The organism is Acidobacteriota bacterium, from assembly GCA_026707545.1.
In the GTDB taxonomy this organism is placed as follows: domain Bacteria; phylum Acidobacteriota; class Thermoanaerobaculia; order Multivoradales; family Multivoraceae; genus Multivorans.
Genome location: JAPOWR010000005.1, coordinates 251375 through 274473 on the forward strand (window position 1 = coordinate 251375; position 23099 = coordinate 274473).

The 23099-nt window shown below is 68.7% G+C and carries 19 protein-coding genes and 2 tRNA genes; 10 read left to right on the forward strand and 11 right to left on the reverse strand.

Going from position 1 to position 23099, the window contains the following annotated elements:
* Positions 1 to 975: 975 nt before the first annotated feature.
* Both OXG83_17115 and OXG83_17120 read right to left on the reverse strand, forming a co-directional pair.
* A complete protein-coding gene (locus OXG83_17115) occupies positions 976 to 1644 on the reverse strand; it encodes a response regulator transcription factor (protein ID MCY3966742.1) in 669 nt (222 codons plus the stop codon).
* A complete protein-coding gene (locus OXG83_17120) occupies positions 1547 to 3319 on the reverse strand; it encodes a GAF domain-containing protein (GenBank protein ID MCY3966743.1) in 1773 nt (590 codons plus the stop codon). The genes OXG83_17115 and OXG83_17120 overlap by 98 nt, the downstream gene beginning before the upstream one ends.
* Positions 3320 to 3418: 99 nt before the next feature.
* Between OXG83_17120 and OXG83_17125 the strand changes: the two genes are divergently transcribed.
* The 6 genes from OXG83_17125 to OXG83_17150 all read left to right on the forward strand — a co-directional run bounded on the left by OXG83_17125 (position 3419) and on the right by OXG83_17150 (position 9033).
* Positions 3419 to 4663, forward strand: coding sequence for a thiol-disulfide isomerase (locus tag OXG83_17125; protein ID MCY3966744.1), 1245 nt, complete (start codon positions 3419 to 3421; stop codon positions 4661 to 4663).
* 365 nt (positions 4664 to 5028) lie between these two features.
* Complete coding sequence (gene hydA / locus OXG83_17130) at positions 5029 to 6423, forward strand: dihydropyrimidinase (GenBank protein MCY3966745.1); 1395 nt, start codon at positions 5029 to 5031, stop codon at positions 6421 to 6423.
* A gap of 57 nt (positions 6424 to 6480) precedes the next feature.
* The gene (locus OXG83_17135) at positions 6481 to 7362 is read left to right on the forward strand and encodes an acyltransferase (GenBank protein MCY3966746.1); all 882 of its coding nucleotides are present in this window, start codon (positions 6481 to 6483) and stop codon (positions 7360 to 7362) included.
* 125 nt (positions 7363 to 7487) lie between these two features.
* On the forward strand, positions 7488 to 7703 hold the full coding sequence (locus tag OXG83_17140; GenBank protein ID MCY3966747.1) for a hypothetical protein: 216 nt from the start codon (positions 7488 to 7490) through the stop codon (positions 7701 to 7703).
* Positions 7704 to 7723: 20 nt separating this feature from the next.
* The gene (locus OXG83_17145) at positions 7724 to 8356 is read left to right on the forward strand and encodes a hypothetical protein (protein ID MCY3966748.1); all 633 of its coding nucleotides are present in this window, start codon (positions 7724 to 7726) and stop codon (positions 8354 to 8356) included.
* Between the two features lie 98 nt (positions 8357 to 8454).
* The gene (locus OXG83_17150) at positions 8455 to 9033 is read left to right on the forward strand and encodes a hypothetical protein (protein ID MCY3966749.1); all 579 of its coding nucleotides are present in this window, start codon (positions 8455 to 8457) and stop codon (positions 9031 to 9033) included.
* A 3-nt stretch (positions 9034 to 9036) separates the two neighbouring features.
* Here the strand turns inward: OXG83_17150 and OXG83_17155 are convergent, their stop codons facing one another.
* The 4 genes from OXG83_17155 to OXG83_17170 all read right to left on the reverse strand — a co-directional run bounded on the left by OXG83_17155 (position 9037) and on the right by OXG83_17170 (position 16187).
* Positions 9037 to 10416 (reverse strand): sigma-54 dependent transcriptional regulator, encoded by a 1380-nt coding sequence (locus tag OXG83_17155; protein MCY3966750.1) that lies wholly within the window; start codon positions 10414 to 10416, stop codon positions 9037 to 9039.
* The gene (locus OXG83_17160) at positions 10413 to 13169 is read right to left on the reverse strand and encodes an ATP-binding protein (protein ID MCY3966751.1); all 2757 of its coding nucleotides are present in this window, start codon (positions 13167 to 13169) and stop codon (positions 10413 to 10415) included. The genes OXG83_17155 and OXG83_17160 overlap by 4 nt, the downstream gene beginning before the upstream one ends.
* A gap of 248 nt (positions 13170 to 13417) precedes the next feature.
* The gene (locus tag OXG83_17165) at positions 13418 to 15469 is read right to left on the reverse strand and encodes a carboxypeptidase-like regulatory domain-containing protein (GenBank protein ID MCY3966752.1); all 2052 of its coding nucleotides are present in this window, start codon (positions 15467 to 15469) and stop codon (positions 13418 to 13420) included.
* A gap of 1 nt (position 15470) precedes the next feature.
* Positions 15471 to 16187, reverse strand: coding sequence for a phosphoribosyltransferase family protein (locus OXG83_17170; GenBank protein ID MCY3966753.1), 717 nt, complete (start codon positions 16185 to 16187; stop codon positions 15471 to 15473).
* A gap of 186 nt (positions 16188 to 16373) precedes the next feature.
* On the opposite strand from OXG83_17170, the gene OXG83_17175 reads away from it, so the two are divergent.
* Both OXG83_17175 and OXG83_17180 read left to right on the forward strand, forming a co-directional pair.
* On the forward strand, positions 16374 to 16940 hold the full coding sequence (locus OXG83_17175; protein MCY3966754.1) for a hypothetical protein: 567 nt from the start codon (positions 16374 to 16376) through the stop codon (positions 16938 to 16940).
* A gap of 160 nt (positions 16941 to 17100) precedes the next feature.
* Positions 17101 to 17176: transfer RNA gene (locus OXG83_17180), tRNA-Ala, on the forward strand.
* A gap of 15 nt (positions 17177 to 17191) precedes the next feature.
* On the opposite strand, the gene OXG83_17185 is transcribed toward OXG83_17180, so the two are convergent.
* Positions 17192 to 17794 carry a hypothetical protein gene (locus OXG83_17185; GenBank protein ID MCY3966755.1) on the reverse strand — a complete coding sequence of 201 codons (603 nt, stop codon included), beginning with the start codon at positions 17792 to 17794 and terminating at the stop codon, positions 17192 to 17194.
* Positions 17795 to 17848: 54 nt separating this feature from the next.
* Here OXG83_17185 and OXG83_17190 point away from each other — a divergent pair.
* A tRNA-Sec gene (locus OXG83_17190) sits at positions 17849 to 17947 on the forward strand.
* A gap of 272 nt (positions 17948 to 18219) precedes the next feature.
* Here the strand turns inward: OXG83_17190 and OXG83_17195 are convergent.
* From OXG83_17195 to OXG83_17210, 4 genes are read right to left on the reverse strand one after another with little or no spacing between them, the layout of a single operon-like run.
* Entirely contained in the window at positions 18220 to 18552 is a 333-nt protein-coding gene (locus OXG83_17195) for a zinc ribbon domain-containing protein (GenBank protein MCY3966756.1), read from the reverse strand.
* 52 nt (positions 18553 to 18604) lie between these two features.
* Positions 18605 to 19831 (reverse strand): molybdopterin molybdotransferase MoeA, encoded by a 1227-nt coding sequence (locus tag OXG83_17200; protein ID MCY3966757.1) that lies wholly within the window; start codon positions 19829 to 19831, stop codon positions 18605 to 18607.
* Between the two features lie 15 nt (positions 19832 to 19846).
* Positions 19847 to 20989, reverse strand: coding sequence for a type II secretion system F family protein (locus OXG83_17205; protein ID MCY3966758.1), 1143 nt, complete (start codon positions 20987 to 20989; stop codon positions 19847 to 19849).
* Positions 20990 to 21025: 36 nt separating this feature from the next.
* Complete coding sequence (locus tag OXG83_17210) at positions 21026 to 21715, reverse strand: hypothetical protein (protein ID MCY3966759.1); 690 nt, start codon at positions 21713 to 21715, stop codon at positions 21026 to 21028.
* Between the two features lie 15 nt (positions 21716 to 21730).
* Here OXG83_17210 and OXG83_17215 point away from each other — a divergent pair, with 15 nt between their 5' ends.
* On the forward strand, positions 21731 to 23095 hold the full coding sequence (locus tag OXG83_17215) for an asparagine synthase-related protein (protein MCY3966760.1): 1365 nt from the start codon (positions 21731 to 21733) through the stop codon (positions 23093 to 23095).
* The last annotated feature ends 4 nt before the right edge of the window (positions 23096 to 23099 follow it).

The window sequence follows — 23099 nt, forward strand, 5'->3', positions numbered from 1 at the left end:
CTCGATCCCGTGGACGGGAACGGCAGGAGAATCGAGCAGGGGACGGTTCTCGTGGGCACGAAGAAGCTGAACAGGCACAGCAAGGCGGGGTACTGGCGTCCGATCCAACTCAAGATCGTGGACAGGGCCGGCAACGAGCGCTTCCAGAGGGGCGACGATTTCGGGTGGAAGCTCTACGTCGACAACTTCCTCGAGGACTGGGTGCCGCCGGAGTACGTTCCCGGCACCGCCCGTCTCGGAATGGGCCGCGAAAGAGTGGTGGAAGGCCGCGTCGTTCAGTCGATCGAGGCGACCTGGGAGGTGAGCGAGAACAACGCCATGAGGGAGAACGGGGCGTGCTATGCGTCAGTCAACGACGAGGTTCCCACGACGTATCGCCTGCAGGAGTTCGGCCACTTTCGGCCCGCCGAGAAGCTGTGCAGGGTGGTCTTCCTCATGCCTGACTACATGCCGTCTTCGAGGTACTCCCTGAACTACATCAACATGGCCGATCAGGGCGGCAATTGGAATGGAGCCAGGTTTACCGAGGAAGCGAGGGATGAGAAGCCTCAACGAATCCGGGTCCGTACTTCCAACCCGGACATCGAACCGCCCGAACTCGACCTGAACAGGATGCGGGTCGACGCGGAACCCACGAACCCTGAACAGCCGAACGGCGAAACGATCGTGAGGTTGAGTATTCGCATCCGCGACAACATCTCGGGCTACACGCAAGCATCGATCCGCTTTCTCGATCCGCAGGGGATCACCCACCACGTCTGGGCGTATGACGACGAGAGAGACCTCGTCTTTGGGCTCAACGATCCCACCAGGTGGAAGGAGCACACGATCGTGCATGTCCTGCCGCCCGGCTCGGCGCCGGGAACCTGGGGCGTTTCCAACATGGCGCTCTACGACAGGGCACGCAACCTCGTTCACCACGACTTCACGGAAGTGATCCACTTCGAAGTGGACTGAGGCGACGGGTCGGGTTAGTCAGACCTCGCCCGGTTTGGGCATCCGGTAGCCGACGCCGCGCTCGTTGAAGATGTAGGTCGGGTCGCTCGAGTCGTCGCCGAGCTTGGTCCGCAGCTTCTTGACGAAGGCCCGGACGAGTTGCGGCTGGGCGTAGCCCCGGCCGCCCCACACCCGGCGCAGCAGGGCTTCGTAGGTCGTCACGTGCCCGGCGTTCACGGAGAGGACCCGCAGCAGTTCGTACTCGGTGGCGGTCAGCCGCACGGGAACTCCGTCGACCGTCACGCGGCGGCGGGCGCGGTCGATGGACAGGTTGCCGAGCACGAAGGGACCGGGCTCGAGCCGCTTGCGGAGCGCGACCCCCACTCTCGCGGTGAGCTCCGTCGGGGAGAACGGCTTGACGATGTAGTCCTCGGCGCCGGCCTCCAGGGCTCTCGCCACCGTCTCGTCCCGGCCGTAGGCGGAGATGAAGATGACGGGCACGTCGGCCAGTTCCGGCAGGCGCTGCAGCAGTTCGATGCCGTCCGTTCCGGGCAGGACGAGGTCGAGCAGGACGAGGTCCGGCCGTTCCGTCCTGAGGAGACGGGGCAGTTCACGCGCGTCGCCGGTGACGATCGGTGCGTAGCCTCGGGAGGCGAGCGCGTCCCGGGCGAAGCGGAGCGCCTGAGGGTCGTCGTCCAGCACGAGCACGCGCGGTCGGACGCCTCCGCGCCGGGCCCCTTCGGAGGTGGCCGCGGCGAGGGCTTCGGACGCCTCGCCGTCGGCCGGCTCTTCCACCGCGGGGATCGTGAACCTGATCCGGGTTCCCTGACCCTGGCCGCCGCTCTGGGCGGAGATGCGGCCGCCATGGGCCTCCACGAGCCCCCTTGCAGATCGCCAGACCCAGGCCCGCGCCCAGGCTCCCTTCCCCGCCGACCACGCCCGCGTGCTTGCTGAACAGGTGCGGCAGCAGGTGCGGGGGAACGCCGCTTCCCGCGTCCGCGACGATGACGGCGACGTGGTGTCCGTCCAGAGCCGCCTCGACCCGGATGGGCGACGACTCGGGAGAGTGCCTGGCCGCGTTCGACAGCAGGTTGTTCAGCACCTGGACGATGCGCCGCGCGTCCGCCATGACGCGCGGCAGGTCCCGCGGCAGGTCGAGGCGTACCGCGTGCCGCCCGCCGCCGCTCGCGAACGCGCTCCTTGCCCGTTCGACGAGGACGGTCAGGTCGACGGGCTGGGGCGCGACGGACAGCGTGCCGGACTCGAGGCGGCCCACGTCGAGCAGGTCGCCGATCAGGCCCCGCATGTGGTCGGCCTGGTCCTCGACGATCCGGAAGAACTGCACCATCTCCGACCGGTCGAGCTCCTCGGAGGCGCCCAGCACCGTGGCCGCCGAACCCTTGATCGAGGTCAGGGGGGCGCGGAGCTCGTGGCTCACCATGCTCAGGAACTCGGTCCTCAGCCGCTCGATCTCGTCGAGGTGCGCGAGATCCTGCATGGTGACGACCATGGACTCGGGCTCCCCTTCGGCGGAGCGGATCGTCGTGGCGTTGACGAGGGCCCTGACGCCGCGGCCGTCGGCGACCGAGAGCACGACCTCCTCGGCGCGCAGCGCGGGCGCGTCGTGGATCAGGCGGGACATCGGGACTTCGCGGCCGTCGGCGAACCGGCAGACGAGGATCTCGATCAGTTCCTCCGGGGGCCTCCCGGGTGGGGCCAGGTTCTCCACCAGTCGCCTCGCCTCCCGGTTGAAGGTGGTGGGAGCGCCGGTGGAGAAATCGAAGACGACGACGCCCACCGGCGACGTCTCGACCAGCGCCTCCACGCTGGCGCGCGACCGCTGTTCGTTGCGATGGGTGCGGGCGTTGGCGATGGCCGTCGCCGCCTGCGACGCGAACAGCACCAGCACGTCCTCGTCCTCGTCCGAGAACTCGAGTCCGCCCCGCTTTCCGCCGAGGAAGAAGCTGCCAAGGTACGTGCCCCGGTGGCGCATCGGCGTTCCCTGGAAGGTCTTCGCCGGCATGAGATCGGCGGAGAAGCCGAGCGAACGGATGTAGCTCGGCAGGTCCGCCAGGCGGAGCGGCGAGGACAGGTCGCGCAGGTGGTCGAAGAGCTGCGGTCCCTCCGGTAGCCAACCCTCCATCTGGCGGTGCTGCTCGGGAGTGAAGCCGGCGGAGACGAAGTCGCGGGGCGTTCCGGCGTCGTCGATCGTCGTGATGACGCCGTAGCGGGCGTTCGTGAGCTCGCAGGCGCTGTCGACGATCTCCTGAAGGACGGTGGCTTCGTCGAGGCTCGCCGTGACCCGCAGCGCGGCGGCGCTGAGCCTGGACGTCCGGTCGCGGAGCGCCGCGATCTCGCGATTGTGCTCGTCCGGTACGGGCATGTTCACGGAGGTTAACGAACCCGGTCACGAAATGAACGGGAAGTTCACCTTACTTGTCTAGGCTGCCGGTGGTTGTTGACTTTCCTGGGAGGAGTGCCGATGCGGACACTCTCCGTCGTGAGTTTCCCACTGCTCGTACTGCTGCTCGTCGGCGCGCCGGCGGCCGCGGGCGACGTCACGTTCAGTCGCGACGTGGCGCCGATCCTCAACCGGCACTGCGTGGGTTGTCATCGAGCCGGCGAGATCGCGCCGATGTCGCTGGCCACGTACCGGGAGGCGCGGCCCTGGGCGCGGTCGATCCAGCGCGCCGTGACGAGCGGCGCGATGCCGCCCTGGTTCGCGGCGCCTGCCGTGGGCGAATGGGCGAACGACCCGACGCTCTCCGAGGAGGAGATCGGAACGATCGTCGCCTGGGTCGAACGGGGCGCGCCGCCCGGGGATCCGAAGCTCATGCCCGAGCCGCCCGAGTTCACGGAAGGCTGGCAGCTCGGCGAACCGGACTACGTGATCGAACTGCCGGAGGTCACCGTACCGGCCGATGGTCCCGACCTGTTCCTGAACCAGTTCGTGACGCTCGACATCCCGGAGCGCCGCTGGATTCGCGCGGTCGAGTTCCGGCCAGGCGCGCCCCGGGTGAACCACCACCAGCTCGCCTTCAAGGCGGACTTCACGGGCATGGTGGAGGACGGCGTGCCTCTTACGCCCCAGGGAGCGTTGCGGGCGAGCGGCTCGGTCGACGGCCGTGGCTACTTCAACGTGCTGGCGATGTGGGGCGCCGGGACCGCGCCAACCGAGTTCCCGGAGGGCGCCGGGCGCTGGATCGAACCGGGCGCCGTCGTCGTCATGAACCAGCACTACCACCCGAACGGCGAAGAGCAGACCGACCGGACGCTCATCGGCCTCCACTTCGGCGAAGGCGAGCTGCGCTCGGAGATCCAGGCCGTGATCGCCGGCGAGATGGAGTTCCTGATTCCGGCGGGCGTGCCCGACCACCGGGTCGAGTACCGGCACGAAATCGCGCGCGACTCGATGATCGTCTCCTACCTGCCGCACATGCACCTGCGGGGGAAGCGGATGTCGTACACGGCGCGCTACGCGGACGGCGACTCGGAGCTGCTCCTGCATGTGCCCGAGTACGATTTCAACTGGCAGCTCTTCTACTACCCGGAGAAGCCGAAGCTCGTGCCGGCGGGGACCGTCATCGAGATCGTCGCCGTCTACGACAACTCCGAGGCGAATCCCAACAACCCGGATCCGACCCGCGATGTCGGCTTCGGGCTTCAGTCGACGGACGAGATGATGTTCGGCTTCTTCGAGCTGGTCGAAGTGGACGGCGGGCCGTAGAGGGGCAACGAGCGCTGCCGGTTGCCGCAAGACCGACGCGCTCTCTACGGCCCGCCGATTCACCGGGCCTCGGCATGGTCCGGCCGCTGCAAAGGGGGCCGGCGCGTGATCTCGGCCGCTAGTCCCGCCGAGTCACTCGCGAGGCAGGCCGGTGAGCGTGGCGCGGACCCGCTGATTCAGCCAGGCGCGGATACGGCGCCACAGGCCGATGAGTCGGTCAAGCAGGTCCGGCTTCACTTACACCGCCTTCCTCTATGGGACGATGACGCGGCAGCCAGGCTCCGACCGAACCTGGCTGAGGGAGTACGAGCGTCGTTCGTCTAGAGTGTAGCTGCCCGCAGCCCGCTGCCGGAAAGGAGGCACGCATGTCCCTGCTGATTCGTAACGGACGCGTCATTACGGCGGTGGACGACTACCACGCCGACATCTTCGTCGAGGACGAGACCGTCTCGTTGATCGGCCGCGACCTGGAGGTGGAGGCGGACCGGACGATCGACGCCGCCGGCCGCCTGGTCATCCCGGGCGGCGTCGACCCGCACACCCACATGGACATGCCGTTCGGCGGCACGACGAGCGCCGACGACTTCGAGACCGGCACCCGGGCTGCCGCCTTCGGCGGCACGACGACGATCGTCGACTTCGCGATCCAGACCAAGGGGCACTCGACCCTCGAGGGGCTCGAGACCTGGCACGAGAAAGCGGCCGGCAAGGCGGGCATCGACTACGGCTTCCACATGATCGTCACCGACATGGAGGACGACCGGCTGTGGGAGATGCGGCGGCTGGCCGACGAGGGCGTGACCTCCTACAAGATGTTCATGGCCTACCCGGGCGTGCTCTACGTGGACGACGGCACGCTGTTCCGGGCGATGCGCAAGGCCGGGGAGGACGGCACCCTGGTCTGCATGCACGCCGAGAACGGGATCGTCATCGACGAGATCGTGAAGATCGCGCTCGCAGAGGGCAAGACGGCTCCGAAGTACCACGCCCTGACCCGGCCCACGCGAATGGAGGCGGAGGGCGTCCACCGGTCGATCGCGATCGCCGAAGTGGCCGGCGTGCCGGTCTACATCGTCCACCTGAGCTGCGCGGACGCGCTCGAACAGGTGACCCTGGCCCGCGACCGCGGCGCCCAGGTGTTCGCGGAGACCTGCCCGCAGTACCTGTTCCTGGATCTCAGCCACTACGACCACGACGACTTCGAGGGCGCCAAGTACGTCATGACGCCGCCGCTGCGTGAGAAGTGGAACCAGGAACACCTGTGGCGGGGACTCGGCTTCGGCGACCTGCAGAGCATCTCGACCGACCACTGCCCGTTCTGCTTCAAGGACCAGAAGGTCCTGGGGATCGACGACTTCAGCAAGATCCCGAACGGCGGCCCGGGCGTCGAGAACCGGATGAGCCTGGTCTACAACGGCGGCGTGGTGGGCGGCCGGCTTTCGGTCAACAAGTTCGTCGAGCTGACCTCGACCGCGGCCTCCAAGCTGTTCGGACTGTTCCCGAAGAAGGGGACGATCGCCGTCGGCAGCGACGCCGACATCGTCGTGTTCAACCCGGATCGGCGGGAGACGATCAGCATCGACAATCCGCATACGCACCACATGCGCGTGGACTACAACGCCTACGAGGGCACCGAGGTCCAGGGGGTTTCGGAGATCGTGATCAGCCGCGGCCGCGTGGTGGTCGAGGACAACATCTGGCATGGGCGGGCCGGCGGGGGTAACTTCATCAAGCGGGGGCTGTTCGGCGGCCCGTTCTAGCCTTCGGCGGCCCCCGGAATGCCGGCCGGAAGGCCGGCGCACCCACGGAGAAGCGATATGAGCAGAATGTTGAAGTCCGGTCTGATCCAGATGTCGCTGCCGGCGGGCACCTGCGGCGACGGCGCGTCGGCCGAGGAGGTCGCCGCGACCGTCGAGGCGATGACGGCCAAGCACATTCCCTACATCGAAGAGGCGGGCCGCCAGGGCGTCCAGGTTCTCTGCCTGCAGGAGGTGTTCAACACGCCGTACTTCTGCCCCGGCCAGGACTCGAGCTGGTTCGCGGCCGCGGAGCCGGTGCCCGGACCGGCGACGGAGCGGATGGCGGAGTACGCGCGGCGCTTCGGCATGGTGATCGTCGTGCCGGTCTACGAGCGGGAGACCGCCGGGATCCTCTACAACACGGCCGCCGTCATCGACGCCGACGGCAGCTACCTCGGCAAGTACCGCAAGACCCACATCCCGCAGGTGGCCGGCTTCTGGGAGAAGTACTTCTTCCGCCCGGGCAACCTCGGTTACCCGGTGTTCGACACCGCCTTCGGCCGGATCGGCGTGTACATCTGCTACGACCGCCACTTCCCCGAGGGCGCGCGGGCCCTGGGCCTCGCCGGCGCCGAGATCGTCTACAACCCGTCGGCCACCGTCGCCGGCCTCTCCGACCACCTGTGGACGATCGAGCAGCCGGCCCACGCGGTCGCGAACGGCTACTTCATGGGCTGCATCAACCGCGTCGGCACCGAGAAGCCGTGGGACCTGGGTTCCTTCTACGGCAGCAGCTACTTCGTCAGCCCGAGGGGCGAGATCATCGCCCAGGCGTCGAAGGACCGGGACGAACTCCTGGTGGCGGACCTGGACCTCGGGATGATCGACGAGGTGCGCTCGGTGTGGCAGTTCTACCGCGATAGAAGGCCCGAGGCGTACGACGGGCTCGTCGAGCCGTAGCTCGAGCGCGAAAGCCGCTCGGGTCGAGTCCGGAACCAGGTTCCGGGGCCTCGATTCCGTCTAGGTCACCAGGGACGGGCCATGTCACGTTACGATCATCACATAGGTGAGAGGCGGGGATTGCGATGAAGGAAGCCGACGTCACGATCGACAACATCGGGCGCGTCGTCGCCGACCTGAACACCGAGATCTGCGAACTGCGGGAATGGCGCATCCGCGTCGACGAACAGACCAAGCATGTCGCCATGAAGGAGGACTTGGCCAACCTGCGAGTCTGGATGATGGCCACCACCCTCACGGTCGGCGGCCTGATTGTCGCTGCGATCAAGCTCATTCCTTGACTGAGAAGCGACGACCGAACATGACCACCCCCCACGAAGAGCGCGGCGAAGCGCCAACCCTCGAGCGGTTGCGGGAGCTCACCCGGGACATTGAGGCGATCACCGAGAGTGTCAGGGAGCTCAGGGAGTCTCAGAAAGAGACAAGCGAGCAGATGAGGGAGACGGGCCGGTACATGCAGGAGACGGCCCGGCGGATGCGGGAGACGGACCGCCGCCTCAAGAAGGCGGAGGACCTCTTCACGACGCAGTGGGGCAAGCTGATGGAGAGCCTGGTCAGGGGCGATCTGGTCAGGTTGCTGGCTGGCCGGGACATCGGCGTTCGGAGTCTCGCGCAGCGGACACTGGAGCGGCGAGGCGGCGAGAGCTACGAGGTGGACATCATGGCGGTGAACGGCGAGGAGATCGTCGTGGTGGAGGTGAAGACGACGCTCCGCCCGGAGGACGTCGGGCGGTTCCGTTCCAAGCTGGTCCGCTTCAAGGAGTGGTGGCCCGAGTACCGCGATCGCAAGGTCTACGGCGCGATGGCCTATCTTCAGGCGTCGGACGAGGTGGCCCTCCACGCCGAGCGGCAGGGGTTCTTCGTCATCCGCGCCACCGGCGACAGCGCTTCGATCGTGAACGCCGAGGACTTCGAGCCGCGCGTCTTCGCCTGACCCTTGAGTCGCTCGGCGGCGTGACTTGCACTTCGCGGCTGCCGGCCTGGAGCTGGCCTAAACCGGCTGAAGTCGCCGGGGAGTAGACTGGCTGTTCCGTGCAGAACCGATCTTCCCAGTTGTCGGGGCCGATCCCCGCCAAGCCGGCGAGTGGTCGGTGGCGGCGATTCTGGCGACCGTCAACCGTCTCCGGCGACCGGCAGACCCCGGTTGGAAACCTGCCCTGGCGCGACCTGCTGAACCGCCGAGATGCCCTGATTCTCGACATCGGGCCGGCACGGGCGGCCGGCCACTCCGACGTGCTCCAGATCGCATTGATCGACACGACCGGCGCGGCTCGGTTTGCGGCCAGGTTTGCTGCTAAAGGGACGTCAGCCAAGGTCGTGCCCTGGTCCAGGGTCCACGACCCCCTCGTCCGTGCGCTGGAGGGCGCCGGCGTCGTTCTAGCCTGGGACGCCCCGTCGAAGGTGCGGCTTCTGGCCCGGACCGCCCGGAAGCACGGGCTGCCGCCACCCACGGTCCCGTGGCGCGACCTCCGTGCCGAGTACCGCAGACTGGGCTACCTGAACGACAGCCTGACCACCGCCGCGAGGCTGCACTCAGCCGGCGGTGTGATTCCGGGACCGTTGGCCTCGTGCTATCGGACGCTCGCGGTCATGGACGCCTGCAGCAACTGAGCCCTAGCTCGCGCGGCTCTCGACGCGGACCTGGAGGCGCTTCATCATCTCGTGAAGCGTCGTCGGCTTGACCTTGAGGCGTTCGGCCGCTCGTTTCTGGACGCCGCCGCAGGCTTGCAGGGCCTTGACGATCAACTGCCGCTCGTAGGCGCTGACTGCTTCCTTGAAGGAGACGCCCTTGACGGGCAGCGTGTCGGGGGGCGGCAGCGTCGTGTCGGGGTTGCGGATGTTGCCCGGCAGCAGGTCGACGCCGATCTCCTCGCCGGTCGAGAGGACGACGGCTCGTTCGATCACGTTCTCGAGTTCGCGCACGTTGCCGGGCCAGTGGTGGGCCATCAGGAGGTCCATCGCCTCGGAGGTCAGCCGTCGCGGCTGCTTCTCGTTCTCGCTCGAGTAGGTGCGGAGGAAGTGTTGGGAGATCAGCGGGATGTCCTCGACCCGGCGGGACAGCGGCGGTAGCTGGATCGTGATCACGTTGAGCCGGTAGTAGAGGTCTTCGCGGAACTCGCTGTTCGCCACCCGCTCCTCCAGGTCCGCGTTCGTCGCCGCGACCAGCCGCACGTCGGCGCTCAGCGTCTCGAGCCCGCCAAGACGCATGAACTCCTTCTCCTGGATCACCCGGAGCAGCTTGGACTGTGTGTCCGGAGGGATGTTTCCGATCTCGTCGAAGAAGATCGTGCCGCCGTGGGCGACCTCGAACAGGCCCTTCTTGTGCGAGACGGCGCCGGTGAAGGCCCCCTTGACGTGGCCGAAGAGCGTGCTCTCGAGGAGTTCGCTGGGCATCGAGCCGGAGTTCACGGTGACGAAGGGACCGTCCCGGCGTTTCGAGTTGTTGTGGATCGACTTGGCGACGAGTTCCTTGCCGGTTCCGCTCTCGCCGCGGATGAGGATGTTGCTCTTCGACGGCGCCGCCCTGCGGATCAGATCGAAGACCTGCCGGATCGACCGGCTCTTGCCGATGATCTTGTCGAAGCCCTGCCGCTCGCGCAGTTGCTCCTTCAGGTCGCGGTTCTCGGCGGTCAGCCGGCGGCGTTCGAGACCCTGGCGGATGGTCAGCCGGACCTCTTCGTTCTTGAACGGCTTGGGCAGGTAGTGGAAAGCGCCCTCGCGCATTGCCTCGATCGCCCCCTCGATCGAGGAGTAGGCGGTGATGATGACGACGACCTGGTCCGGTTCGCTCTGCCGGATCCGGCGCATGACCTCCTTGCCGTTCATGTCCGGCAGCATCAGATCGAGCAGCACCAGGTCGATCTCCTCCTGGGCAAGCACGGTCAGTGCTTCCTGGCCCGAGGCGCAGCAGATCGGGTGGTGCCCCTCCTGCCGGATCAGGGCGGTGAGAACGTCCTGCAGGACTTCTTCGTCGTCGACGACGAGGATGTTCATGGTGAGATCATCTGCGGCAGCCGGACGGTGAATCGGCACCCGGTGGGCTCGAGGTTGGCGGCGGTGAGGTCGCCGCCGTGCCGGCGCACGATCTCCTGGCTGATCGAGAGACCGAGGCCGGTGCCGCCGCTGGCCTTGCGAGTGGAGAAGAAGGGCTCGAATACACGTTCAAGGTGCTGTTCGCGAATCCCGGGGCCCGTGTCGTCGATGAATACGTTGATCTGGCCGTCCATGTTTCTCACGGCGAGCGTGATTCTCCGCGTTTCGCAACCGGCTTCCGTCATCGCGTCGACGGCGTTTGCCATCAGGTTGGCGAGCACCTGGCCCAGTTCGGTGTCGTTACCCAGCACCCAGACCGTCTCGGCGGGGTCGAGGTCGACCTGGACTTCGACGCCCGTCTCGGCGAAACGTTCGGCGAGCATGTCGCAGCTCTCCTGGATGACCGCCCCCATGTCGACGGCGACGGGTTCATGGCGCCCGCGTCGCGCGAAGTCGAGCAGCGTGTTCACGATGCGGGCGGCGCGGAACGTCTGGCGCTCGACCTTGCGCAGCAGGCGCCGGCGCGGGTCCCGGTCGGAGGTTTCGGCCAGGAGCATCTGGGCGTAGCTCGAGATACCCGTCAGCGGCGTGTTCACCTCGTGCGCGACCCCGGCGGCCATCGCGCCGATCGCCGCCAGGCGCTCGTTCTCGGCCAGTTTCCGCTTCATCGCCTCGCGTTCGGTGATGTCGTGCGCGACGACGACGCGATGTCCGTGGGGGGCGCCCAGGAACTCGGCCACCGACAGTTGCAGGTGCTGTCCGCGCTCCTGTGAGTCCTCGAACCGGACCTCGACCGGTGGGTCGCCCTGCTTCGGGAAGAGATCGAGCGGGATCAGGTCGCCGAGGGCCCGGCCTGCAAGGTCGGTCCGGTCGTGCTCGACGAGGGCCGCGAAGGCGCCGTTCGCGGTCACGATCCGGTTGGCGTCGTCGACGACGGCGATGCCGGCCGGGGAGGACTCGATGATCTCGTCACTGAACTGCTTGAGTTCGGAGACCCGGTCGAGCTGCCGCCGTCTCTGTTCGAGCAGTTGAGCGTTCTCGATCGCCAGCGCCGCCTGATTCAGCAGTTGACGAACGAGCGCCAGGTCGTCGCTGGACAGCGGCGCGCCGCCGGTGTGGTGGCCGAGATACAGGAGGCCGACCTGTCGTTCCCGCACCGTGAGCGGGAAGACGTAGTGATACCCGAGGACCGACAGCCGCATCGGGCTTCGCTCCGCGGTGTCGGCGAGCGGCGCTGGCGCGAGCAGGAAGTGGGGTTCGCTCCAGATCGAGGCGTCCACGTCGCCGAGTTCCAGGGAGGGCGCCTCCGGTTCCTCCCTGACGGCGACGAGCCGATCTCCTTCGACCAGGAACAGGTTGCCCTGCTCCAGGTCCAGCCCCTCTTCGAGTTCCCTCAGGAGGCTCGACGCCAGCCGGCCGAGGTCGCGTTCGTGGAGGAGTTCTTCACCCAGTCGCTCGAGCGCGCGGCGGCTCTGCTGCGCCCGGTACTGGAGCCGCTGGAGGCCCGCGCCGATGCCCTGCCGGACGGGGATCGAGAGGGTGCCGACGACCAGGAGGGCGCTGGCGTTGAGGAAACCTCTCGCGACGACCATGTCCTGAGGAACGCCGCGGCGGATGAGCAGGCTGAGCAGTGAGAACCCGAGCACGGCCAGGAGCACGGTGAGGGCGTAGGTCGCCACGTCGCGGGCGATCACGGCCACGTCCCAGAGCCGGTAGCGCAGCAGGGCGTAGGCGAAGCTCAGCGGGACCAGGGCCAGGGGCACCGTGGCGGCGACGCTCAGCCAGGCGGGCGCCGGGAGCTCCAGGGAGAAGGGGACGACGTAGAGCAGCAGGAACGGCAGGTAGCCGCCGGCGACGCCGAAGGCGATCCACTGGGTCTGCCGGCCCTGTTCCCAGCCGTGACGCGACAGCAGGCTGCGACCGAGGACCGCGGCCGCCGCCAGCGCGAACAGGGTGAGCAGGACGAGTTCGATGCGGTCCTGCTGCTGCATGGCGGCGGCGCTCAGTCCGCCGGTCAGCCTGCCGCTGCCGAAGATCTGGTCGAGCTGCACGACCAGCAGTGCCGTGGCCGGCAGGTAGAGCCAGGGAATCGCGCGACGCAGCCAGCGCGCGCGCGGCCGCGTCGGGAACACGAGGAAGAAGTGCAGGGTGAGCGGAGGCAGCAGGAGACGGCAGACGCTGTCGACCAGGTAGAAGACGCGGTCGATGCCGTCGAACGGAGCGAGCGGCGTCAGCAGGTAGACGGCGGCCGACGCCAGCGTCCAGAGGTGGAAGAGCAGGATCGGCCGGCTGCGCTGCCGGCTCAGCGTGTAGAGACCGATCAGCAGGTAGGCGATTCCGGTCAGGGCAAGGACGATGTAGGCCCAGTCCAGGGTCACTCCGGGCAGGCGGTGGCTGGCCGAAACCAGTTCGTCGCCCCGCAACACCTCCAGGTCGCTCTCGCTGCAGCAGCGCAGCAACCGGTCCAGCTCGTCGGCCGACAGCGCCCGCTCGCCGTTGACCAGGACGATGATGTCCCCGACCTCGAGGTCGGACGCCTCGTTCGCCGACACGACGCTCAGGCCGCTGTCTGTCGCTTCGGCCACAAGACCGGTCGTCTGGAAGGAGGCCACCTTGCGGCCGACGGAGAACCCGCCCAGGCCGACGACCAGGATGGTCAGCAGGAGCAACGCCGCGGTCAGTCCGAGTCGGGCCGGTCGGGACTCGATGCGCATCGGGGATCTGCTCGCTCCAGGGTGTGGCTTCTGCGTCTCAGGGTGGACCCGGAAGGGTCCGCTCCGGGGGCCGATTCAGTATGTCGCAAGCACGTGCTGTGCCATCTGGAATCGGCGCTTGGCCCTTGATTCTAGGGCAAGTTAGGCGCGGCGGAGCCCGCCGGCGGTTCAATCTGTTGGTTCGGCGTCAGTTTCTTGAACCGCGCCGTCCGCGCGACGGCGCCGTCCAGCCTGCCGGATCCGAACTCCTAGAAGCGGACCGCGATGCCGGCCAGGACGCGGCGGCGGAGCTGATCCGGATCCTGGGCGGCATCGATCGGGACGTGACCGCGGCTGAGCTGCATCTCGAGCTGCAGGGCCCAGTTCTGCAGCCCCGTGACCCAGGGCAGGTCCTGGGTCAGCGCGATCCGGATGCGTTCCAGGGAAAGCACGGTGTCCGCGCCGGCGGGCCGGAAGTCGGCCGGGTCGTGCGTCAGGGGCGTGAGTTCCTGCTCGACCCAGCGATAGGCGATCAGGACGCCTGTGGAACTGCGTTCGAACTGCGTGTCGGCGCTGGCGACGAGGTAGCGAACCTCGTTGCGGAGGCTGCCGTCACCGTGTGCCGTCCGTAGCATGCCTCCTCCGCCGGCTGCCGCCGAGGAACTGACGCGGGTCAGGATCTTCTCGCCGAGACGCTGCTGGAGACCGAACTGGAATTCCTCGACCTGGTCGCCCTCGACCAGCAGCAGGCTCTCCAGGCGGTCGAAGACGTCGCGGCTGAAGTAGAGGCGGGCGTTGTCGGCGAATTGCCGCCGGTTGACGCCGAAGTCGACGCGGTGGTCCCCGTCCGATGCACCGAGGCGCCGGCTGAGCTTCACGCGGTAGCAGTGCTCGTAGGTCGTGCTGCAGTTCTCGTCGTCCTGGTACTGCACGGGCAGGAAGTCGCGGAACAGTAGCGGTTCGGAGTCGACCCGCTGGCTCGCGGCGATCTCGGCCAGCCAGCGGGATCCCAGTTCGACCACGAAGCCGGCCTGCGGCGTGAAGGAGAGGCTGCCGTCGGACAGGGTGCTGAACATCCCGTACTCGAGGATGACGGTTGGCTGGATCTCCCAGTCGCCCTGGCCGAAGACGTCGAACCGCTGATAGGAGGCGTCCCCCCAACTGGAAAGCCGGCCGTTGCCGTAGGCCTGCCGTTCGCGGTAGCTGATGCCCGCCTCGAGGGACGTGCTGGCGGTGAGCTGGCGTTCGTAGGCGCCGCGGAACTCCAGCGTGGTCGAGGACATGGGCGAGTCGATCGCCGCCAGGGCCTGGCTCTGGACTCCGCTAGGTCCGGCGTAGAGATCGCCGAAGCCGTGGTGGAAGTTGTTGTCGGCGGTGTACCGGGCCTCGAAGTGGGTGTCACCGGCGCCGGCGGCCTGCTCGAGCCGCACGCCGTAGCTGTCCAGGCCGGCGATCCCCGTGGGACCGAAGTCGTCCCAGGATCCGGCCTGGGGGCCCAGGAACCGGTGGCGCTGCGACGTGAACTGGATGTTGGAGCCCCGGTGGTTCACGTCGAGGGCAAACGCCTTGCTGTCGCCGAGCGGCTGCTCCGCCGTGCCGGTACTGCGGAACGCCTGGCGTTTGAACTCGCGCAGGTTGGAGCGGAGGGCGAGCTGCGTTTCGCCGAACCTGCTGCGGAGGTCGAGCTGGCTGCCCAGCACGAGCGCACCGCCGGTGCCCGCATCTTCGATACCGGAGAGGGTCCGGAGCTCCGCTTCGAAGCGCTCCCGCTGAATCGCCGTCTCGAGTCCCCAGTCCTGGTCGTTCGCGATCGCCTCCGCGATCTGGATCTGGCGCAGCACGTCGCTGGGGATCCGGGCGCGGATCGACCAGAAGTCCTCTTCGTCGTCCTTCTTGCCGGCCTTGCCCGAGCGGCGGCCCAGCTCGAAGTCGAGCGACTGGACCGATTCGCTCGTGGTCCTGGTCAGCTCCGCCACGGCGGGCACGTAACCGGGACGGTGCGCGATGACCCGGTAGATGCCGGCCGGCAGAGGCTGGAAGGCGTAGCGCCCGAAGCGGTCGGTCGTCGTCTGCTGCTTGCTGCTGTCGGCGACGTCGTAGACGTAGACATGGGCGGCGGGGAGCGCCGCCTTGCCAGTCTGAACGCGGCCGACCAGGCGCCCGGCCGTCGGGTCGCCGAGGCTGGGCACGTCGAGGCCGGCCCGGACAGGCGCGGCGGCGAACATCGCGACCGCGGCGACCGGCACCAGGACCCCAGCCGAGAGCAGGCGCACTCGCGCCACGGTCGACCGGGAGTCGCCGGGATGGTTCCGGCAATTCATGTCAGCCATTCACTATAGCGGAAGAGTCGGGGGCCGGGTCGGGCGTTCGCGCCGGCACGAAGACGATGACCTCCGCGGCGCCCGCGGCTCGCAGGCAGCGGGCGGCCCGACCTGCGGTGGCGCCGGTGGTCACGACGTCGTCGACCAGGAGCACGACGCGGTCGTGGACATCATCGGGCCGGTGACAGCGGAACACGACATCGGTGTTGGCGAGCCGCTGGCGGCGGCTCCGTCCGACCTGGGGGCGGCCCAGGGTCCGCCGCCGCAGGACGGATCGGAGGGGGCGTTCGAGTTGCACGGCCAGCGGACGGGCGATCGACTCGGCGTGGTTTCGCCCCCGAACGAGCCGGCGGCGCCAGTGCATCGGCATCGGGACGATCAACTCCGCGCGGCGCAGTTTGATTCCCAGGACGGCGACGGCCTCGGCCGCGATGTGGCGCCCCAGGTAGTCGAGGCGCTGGTGCTTCAGGGCCAGGATGACCCGGTCGATCGGCCGCCGATAGGCCCACAGCCAGAAGAAGGAGTCGCAGCCCTCCAGGCGGCCGCCGGCCGCGGCGCCTCCGGGAGGAGGCTCCAGCAGGCGGTGGCAGTCCGGACACAGGCTCAGTTTCCGGCGGGCCGGGGCCCCGCAAGCGAGACAGACGCGCGGCAGGAGCAGGTCGACGCCGAACCCGATGACGCGTCTGGCGCCGCGAACGGCATGGCGGCCGAATCTCAAAGCCGCGGCGGACAGTACGTTTCGCAGCCGGGATCCGTAGAAGGAAGTAGGCAGTCTTCCGGTGGGTGGGCCGTTCTGGGTCATTCCTGCCGACAAGGACGAATTTCACCCGCCCTTCCATGGGTACCTGGCTGTCGACGGGTGCCGGTTGCTAGAGTGCCCGCCGCGAAGAACGAGGAGAACCACTTGACCGCATCGGATTCTCAGTCCCGGCCCCGGCGTAGCTGGCCGGGGGCGCCGCGCCCCGTCGTCCCGCTACTGGCGATCGTCCTCCTCCTGCTGGTCGGCGCGAGCACGGCAGGGGCCCAGGAGCGGTACAGCTACACCGTCACGCTCAGCCCCACGATCGGCGGCAGCTTCAGCGAGGGAACCGACAACAGCGGCGTCCAGGCGTCGTTCACCTGGCGCACGCAGCCGCGCACGGCGGTAGGCGTTCGCTTGGGCAGCATCAGCCTGAGCGGCGATCAGGTGGGTTCGCAGGCCAGTCCGACCTTCAAGTACGCGACGGTCGCGGGCGAGTACCGCTTCCAGGAGCTCTACTACCAGTCGGGCGTGTTCTTCGGCCTCGGCCTCTACCAGCTCGGCAACGGCGTCGAGTCCGAGGAGGGACCCGGTTTGACCGCGGGCGTCACCGGCGACTTCCCGATCAACAAGCGGCTCTCGGTCGTGGTGGAACTCTCCGGCCACTACGCCGACATCGACGCCGCCAGCACGTACGCTTCCGCCCATGTGGGCGTGGCGTACCAGTTCTAGGAGCCGCCGCCGGTCGAGGTGCCGGCTGCTACCGCCGCCAAACCCGTCGCGGACTCCGTGTTTGGCCCCAGCCCCCACCTCGTCAGGAGCTTGCACCTCAGCACTCAACTCGTTTGCGTTCTGCGGTGCAAGCTCCTAGACTTTCGCGCCGCCGACTCGTGGGGCCGTAGCTCAGTTGGGAGAGCGCTTGAATGGCATTCAAGAGGTCGTGGGTTCGACTCCCATCGGCTCCACCACCGCGGCGCAGCTTCCTAGCCTTCCGGGCGGGCGTTGTCGAGCATGGCGAGGAAGGCCTGCCGCTGCTCCCGCATCGTCGCTCCCGGGCCGACGGCGCGCAGGTACCAGGGGCCGCCCGGGGCCTCGATGATCGCCCCGTAGAGCGCTGAGTCGGGCAGGTCGGTCGTGGGGAAGCTGCCAATCGTGCTTGCCTTGACCGTTCCCTCCAGTTCGATCCAGGTGCGGCGCACTCCGTCGCTCTCGCGGCTCTGCGTGATTGGCGCCGGCGCGCTGGGGTCAAGAACGACCTGGCTCTTCCAGCGTTCGATGTTCGCGGCCGGGCCCCCGCCCCCGCCGGGCCCGAAGTAGTACGCGGAGATCTCGCCGGGGCCGCCCGAACCGGGGATCTCGGCCTCCAGCATGCGCATCTGCGACCTGGGCTCGAGACGGTTCCAGGCCGCCGGCAGCGCGATGACGAGACCGCTGGCGGTGATCGGCTCCCCGAGGTCCACCACGGCCTCCGTCTCCTGGGTGCCGGCGCCTCCTTCGGCCGGGGCGTCGGCCCCGCACGCCAGGAGCAGCAGGGTGAGGCCGAGAGCCGCTTCGCGGCGCCGCGGCAGGCCAGTCCGAGTGTTCATCGTCGCGCTCCCCGTGTGGTTTCTACTTGAAGCACCGAGGATATGCTGACTGGCGGAAGCGCTCGGGGGCTGGTGCCTCCTGCGGTCTTCAAAACCGTTGTCCGGGGCGTGATGCGTCACGGGGGTGGGTTCGATTCCCATGCGCTTCCGCCAAGGGCTCACCCGCCGGCGAGGGGCCGGGGGGCGGATTCCAGGGGCCGCTCGCGCTCGATCGGATGGTGGGGGTGTGGCGCTCGCTGCATTCCGCTCGCTCCGGTTGGGCGTCGTTGTGTGCAGTGGCGTCGGGCGTCGCTCGCTCCAAGCCCCCTGGTATCCGCCCCCCGGACCCTCGCCGGCTGGCGGGCGTTGGCGGTTGAGGGCCTCGACCCAGCCCCGCTTGTAGGGGATGGGATCCGCTGGCGCGAGGGATGGGGATCCGCTGGCCGCTACGGCGTGGCGGAGGTACTAGAGGTCTCGCTCTTCGAGGGGGTCGAGTCGCTGGACTTCTTGCCCGAGTCGGACGAGGAGTCGGAAGAGGCGGCCTTGCCGCTGTCGGCGTCGCCGTTCGACTTGCTGCCGTCGCCGTTGCCGTTGGCCTTGCGGGCGTAGTCGTTGACGTACCAGCCGCTGCCCTTGAACTGGAAGGCGGGGGCCGAGAGCAGCTTCTTCAGGCTGCTCCGGCCGCACTCGGGGCATTCCTCGAGGGGCGGGGCGGAGAACGCCTGGATCGCCTCCAGGGTGGCCTCGCATTCGGTGCACTGGTACTCGTAGAGAGGCATGGCCGGCGGCGGATTGTAGCAGTCGTTAGCAGTCTTTGCCGAGGACTGCCAGCTACGTCCACTCGAGCGTCGGCAGGACCTCGCAGGGCGCGCCCGCAGTTGCCGGGGCGCTGTGTTTCGGCACCCGGACGAGGCCGGCGCCGGCTCCGTAGGCGACCAGATCGTGGGAACCGAGCGGCGGCCTCGGTTCGACCAGCACCTCGGCGGCCTCCACGTGGAACCGGCAGGGGAGAAAACGGTCGCGCCACTTGGCCCCGGGCAGGTCGGCGGTGAGCCGGGCGGCGAGCGCGCCCCGCCAGTAGCTGTCTTCCGCGCCGGTCATGACCCGCAGCAGGGGCCGCACGAACAGCCAGTAGGTCACCATGGCCGAGGCCGGGTTTCCGGGCAGCCCGAACACCCATCCCCGGTCGTGGCGAGCCGCGACCAGGGGCTTCCCGGGCTGGATCGCGACCGCGTCGAAGAGGAAGCGGCAGCCCAGACCGGCGTCGCCAAGGACCTGCTCGACGAAGTCGAACTCGCCCATCGAGACGCCGCCCGAGATCAGGAGGACGTCCGATGTCAGGCCGCGTTCCACCCTGGTCCGCAGTTCGGCCGGGTCGTCCCGCGCGATGCCCAGCGAGCGCGTCTCGATGCCGAGCTGCGAGAGGGCGCCACGGAGGAAGTCCCGGTGGGAGTCGCGGAGCTGCCCCGGACCAGGTTCCACTTCGGCCGGCACGACCTCGTCGCCGGTCGAGAGCGTCGCGACCGTCGGCCGGCGGTAGACGGGCGCCTCGTGGATGCCGTGGGTGGCCAGCACGCCCGCGCCCCCCGGGGTCAGGAGCTCTCCCTTCGCCAGCAGCGGCCCGCCGGCGGCGGTGACCTCGGCCTGGCGGCGGATGTGCCTGGACTCGGGCACCGGTTCCACGATGCGAACGGCGCCGCCGGCGCCCGTGGCGGAGGAGTCGTCGAACTCGGTCTGTTCGATCGGAATCACGCGGTCGGCGCCGGCCGGCGTCGGTGCTCCGGTCATGATGCGCAGCGCCGCGCCGCTTCGAAGCTCCGCTCCTGGCGGGTCACCCGCGGCGACGATGCCGTCGACCGGCAGGACGGTTCCCGGTTCGACATCCCCGCCGAGGGCGAAGCCGTCCATCGCCGAGACGTCGTGCGCGGGAACGTCCACGGTGGCGGTCAGGCCGCCGGCCAGCACGCGGCCGACGGCGTCGGCGCGGCTCACCCGTTCCACCTCCAGCGTCTCCGCTTCGGCCTCGATGGCGGCCCAGGCTTCCTCGGGCGAGAGCATGCGGGCGTCTGTCTATCACCCGATCTGCGTCAGCGCCGAGTACATCGGCAGGTACATCGAGATGACGATGATGCCGATCACGATGCCGAGGATGCTGATCAGGGCGGGCTCGAGGAGCTTCATCATGCTGTCCACGTCGTTGTCGACCTCCTCCTCATAGAAGTCCGCGATGCGGGTGAGCATGGGGCTCAGGGTGCCGGTCTGCTCCCCCACGTAGACGATCTGGCAGAGCATGGCCGGGAAGATCCCGGTGCGGCGGAGCGACCGGTTGATCGGACGGCCCTGCTCGACCTCCCGGCGGACCGTGCGCAGGGCGCCGGCGACGACGACGTTGCCGGCGGCGTCGGCGGCGATCGACAGCGCGCTCAGGATCGGTATGCCCGAGGAGAGCAGGATCGACAGCGTGCGGCAGGTGCGCCCGGCGACGATGCGGAGCATCAGCTTGCCGGCGACGGGCAGGCGCAGCAGCAGACGGTCGGCCGCCATGCGGCCACGCCTGGTTCCGAGGAGCCGCTTCGCGGCGAACGCGGCCGCTCCCGCGAGCCCGACTAGGACGAGCACGTAGGCGCCGATGAACTGGCTGATGCCGACCACGATCCGGGTGAGGACCGGCAGGTCGCCGCCCATGTCGTCGAACAGGTGCTGAAACACCGGGATCACCTTCCACAGGATCAGGAAGACGACCGCGGCGGCCACGGTGAGAATGGCGACCGGGTAGGTCAGGGCGGAGCGCACCTGGTTGCGCAGCTTCGCGACCTTCTCGACGTGGGTCGCCAGCCGATCCATCACCGTATGGAGTGCGCCGCTGGCCTCGCCCGATGCGACCAGGTTGACGTAGAGGTCGCCGAACACGTGCGGGCGGCGCTTCATCGCTTCCGCGAGGCCCGAGCCCGCCTCGACCTCGGCACGCATCTGGAGAAGGGCCTGCCGCAGGCCGGGGTGCTGGCCTTCGACGCTCAGGATCTCCAGGCTCTGCAGCAGGGGCAGGCCGGCGTCGAGCAGGACCGCGAACTGGCGGCTGAAGACGGCGAGGGTCTTCGGGCCGACGCGATGACCGGGGCGCCACCAGACGGGACCGCGGGTCGCCCCGGGTTCGTCGCCCCCGGCCTGCGGGTCCGGTTCGAGGAACTCGTCGTCGTCGAGCCAGCGGGGGAGCACGGTCAACCGCCCCCGCCGCGCCGGCGGATGGTCCGCCTATTCGGTCTGGGCTTCGCCTTCGGCCGCGGCGGCTTGCAGGTCGTCCGAACTCCGGAGGTTCTCCAGGAGAACGAGAAGATGGTTATTGATCCGCGCCGCCGAGTCCGCCCGGTCGACGGGCGGATGGTCGTAGACCAGGGTGACGAGCCGGTTCTGCGTTGGATGGACCATGAAGAACCGGATCCGCTGGAGCGTCGTGCCGTCCCCGGCCTGGAAGCGGCCGCGGCTGTAGCGCGCGGGTCCGAACGGTCCGTAGAAGAGCGCTCCGCCGACGCCCAGGAACTCGCCTCCGGGCAACGCCTCGAACAGGGGAGTCTGCTCCTCCCTGAGGACATCGAGCGCGGAAACGTCCGCCAGTTCGATGCCGAAGTCGCTGGTTTCGCCGAGTTCGAACCGGACGGTGCCCGCGGGCCCCGCCGGCGTCTCCGTCGTCTCGATGAGCTCGCAGACGAGCTCGAACGGCCCGTCGCTCGCCTCGGCCTGCGCACAGCCTTGCGGCAGATCGACGAGGCCGATCCCCAGTTCCTCGAGGACGATCGGGCCGGTTGCCTCCGGTTCCGGCTCGCCTCCGCAGCCGATGTGTGCGATCGAGACACCTGTACAGACCAGGACGAAAACCGCGGCGCGGAACGCGTTCCGGAGCCGTTCGGGGGTCCCTGCGGCGGTGCTTCGACTGTGCCTGAGCATTGGAGGGACAGTACCATGCAGGCAACCGCCGACCTTGCGGAGGAAGCCGCCGTGGACAAGCCGATCGCCCGTGTTCTCAACCTGATCGACGACAGCGAACAGCGCCTCTGGAGCCTGACGCCGGACGAGGCCCGGCAGCGGTTGCTGCGCGGGCCCGAGGCGGTTCTGGGCATCGACGGATCGTTCGCGCTCGCGGCCCGCCGGGGGATCGACGTCGTGATGGCCCGCAGTCTGGACCGGCCGATGCGGTACTTCCTGGCGAAGGAGTCGTCGGGACCGATGCTGGTCATCGCAGGGCGGATCGACGAGATCAGGGATTGCCTTGAGGCCGAGGGCTACATCGACCAGTTCCATCCGACCTACACGCGGATGGTGCCGGCTCACCACGCGACGACCCTGCGCCTGGTCGGCTGTCCGGACCCGACCCCGACCCACGACCGGTTCTTCGATCCGCCGCGGGGCACGCTGCCACCCGATCTCGACGTGATCGGAGAGCGCTACGTCGAGGCGCTGATGTACGAGCTTCGCGGCTGGCTGGCCGCGCTGCCGGCGGAGCGGGGGCGGGATCCGATCGGGGTCTGCTTCTCGGGCGGCATCGACAGCGGCGCCGTGCTGGTGGGGCTCTGCAGGGCTTTGCTCGAGTCGGGCGAGAGCGCCGCGAGGCTGAAGGCGTTCACCCTCCGCGTGGGCGACGGCGCGGGGGACGCCGGGCAGGCGCGCGAGTTCCTGCGGCGCACGGGTCTCGAGATGCTGGGCGAGGAGGTCGAGGCCGAACCGTCGGCGGTCGATCCGCTGGCCGCCGTCGAGGTGATCGAGGACTACAAGCCGCTCGACGTCGAGTGCGCCGCGGTCGGCCTGGCGCTGCTGCGGGCCATTCGGGCGCGCTACCCCGACTGGCGGCTGCTGGTCGACGGCGACGGCGGCGACGAGAACCTGAAGGACTACCCGCTGGAGGAGAACGACGAACTGACGATCACCAGCGTGGTCGGCAACCCGATGCTCTACCAGGAGGGTTGGGGCGTCGACGCGATCAAGCACTCCCAGACCTACTCGGGAGGTCTGGGCCGGGCGATCGTCCGCACCCACGCGCCGGCGCGGCTGCTTGGCTTCGAGGGGTTCAGTCCGTTCACCCGGCCGGCGGTGATCGCGGTGGCGGAGGCGATCCCCTTCGACGAGCTGACCAGGGGTTCGCACCAGGCCCTGTACGACCTGAAGGGCGAAGTCGTGCGGAGGGGGATGAAGCGGGTTCTCGGCGTCGACTTCCCGGTCTTCCCCAAGCGCCGCTTCCAGGAGGGCGCGGCGTCGGCGGACGTGTTCACCGCCGCCTTCGACCGCCCGCCCGAGCAGTACCGCCGGCACTTCCAGTCGCTTTACGGGTAGCGGC

Excerpts from the sequence above, each read along its gene's own strand:
- OXG83_17185 (MCY3966755.1), bottom strand. The coding sequence starts at position 17,794 with ATGAACACTCGGACTGGCCTGCCGCGGCGCCGCGAAGCGGCTCTCGGC.
- hydA (MCY3966745.1), top strand. The coding sequence starts at position 5,029 with ATGTCCCTGCTGATTCGTAACGGACGCGTCATTACGGCGGTGGACGAC.
- OXG83_17125 (MCY3966744.1), top strand. The coding sequence starts at position 3,419 with ATGCGGACACTCTCCGTCGTGAGTTTCCCACTGCTCGTACTGCTGCTC.
- OXG83_17140 (MCY3966747.1), top strand. The coding sequence starts at position 7,488 with ATGAAGGAAGCCGACGTCACGATCGACAACATCGGGCGCGTCGTCGCC.
- OXG83_17120 (MCY3966743.1), bottom strand. The coding sequence starts at position 3,319 with ATGCCCGTACCGGACGAGCACAATCGCGAGATCGCGGCGCTCCGCGAC.
- OXG83_17135 (MCY3966746.1), top strand. The coding sequence starts at position 6,481 with ATGAGCAGAATGTTGAAGTCCGGTCTGATCCAGATGTCGCTGCCGGCG.
- OXG83_17200 (MCY3966757.1), bottom strand. The coding sequence starts at position 19,831 with ATGCTCTCGCCCGAGGAAGCCTGGGCCGCCATCGAGGCCGAAGCGGAG.
- OXG83_17145 (MCY3966748.1), top strand. The coding sequence starts at position 7,724 with ATGACCACCCCCCACGAAGAGCGCGGCGAAGCGCCAACCCTCGAGCGG.
- OXG83_17215 (MCY3966760.1), top strand. The coding sequence starts at position 21,731 with ATGCAGGCAACCGCCGACCTTGCGGAGGAAGCCGCCGTGGACAAGCCG.
- OXG83_17165 (MCY3966752.1), bottom strand. The coding sequence starts at position 15,469 with ATGAATTGCCGGAACCATCCCGGCGACTCCCGGTCGACCGTGGCGCGA.
- OXG83_17155 (MCY3966750.1), bottom strand. The coding sequence starts at position 10,416 with ATGAACATCCTCGTCGTCGACGACGAAGAAGTCCTGCAGGACGTTCTC.
- OXG83_17210 (MCY3966759.1), bottom strand. The coding sequence starts at position 21,715 with ATGCTCAGGCACAGTCGAAGCACCGCCGCAGGGACCCCCGAACGGCTC.
- OXG83_17160 (MCY3966751.1), bottom strand. The coding sequence starts at position 13,169 with ATGCGCATCGAGTCCCGACCGGCCCGACTCGGACTGACCGCGGCGTTG.
- OXG83_17195 (MCY3966756.1), bottom strand. The coding sequence starts at position 18,552 with ATGCCTCTCTACGAGTACCAGTGCACCGAATGCGAGGCCACCCTGGAG.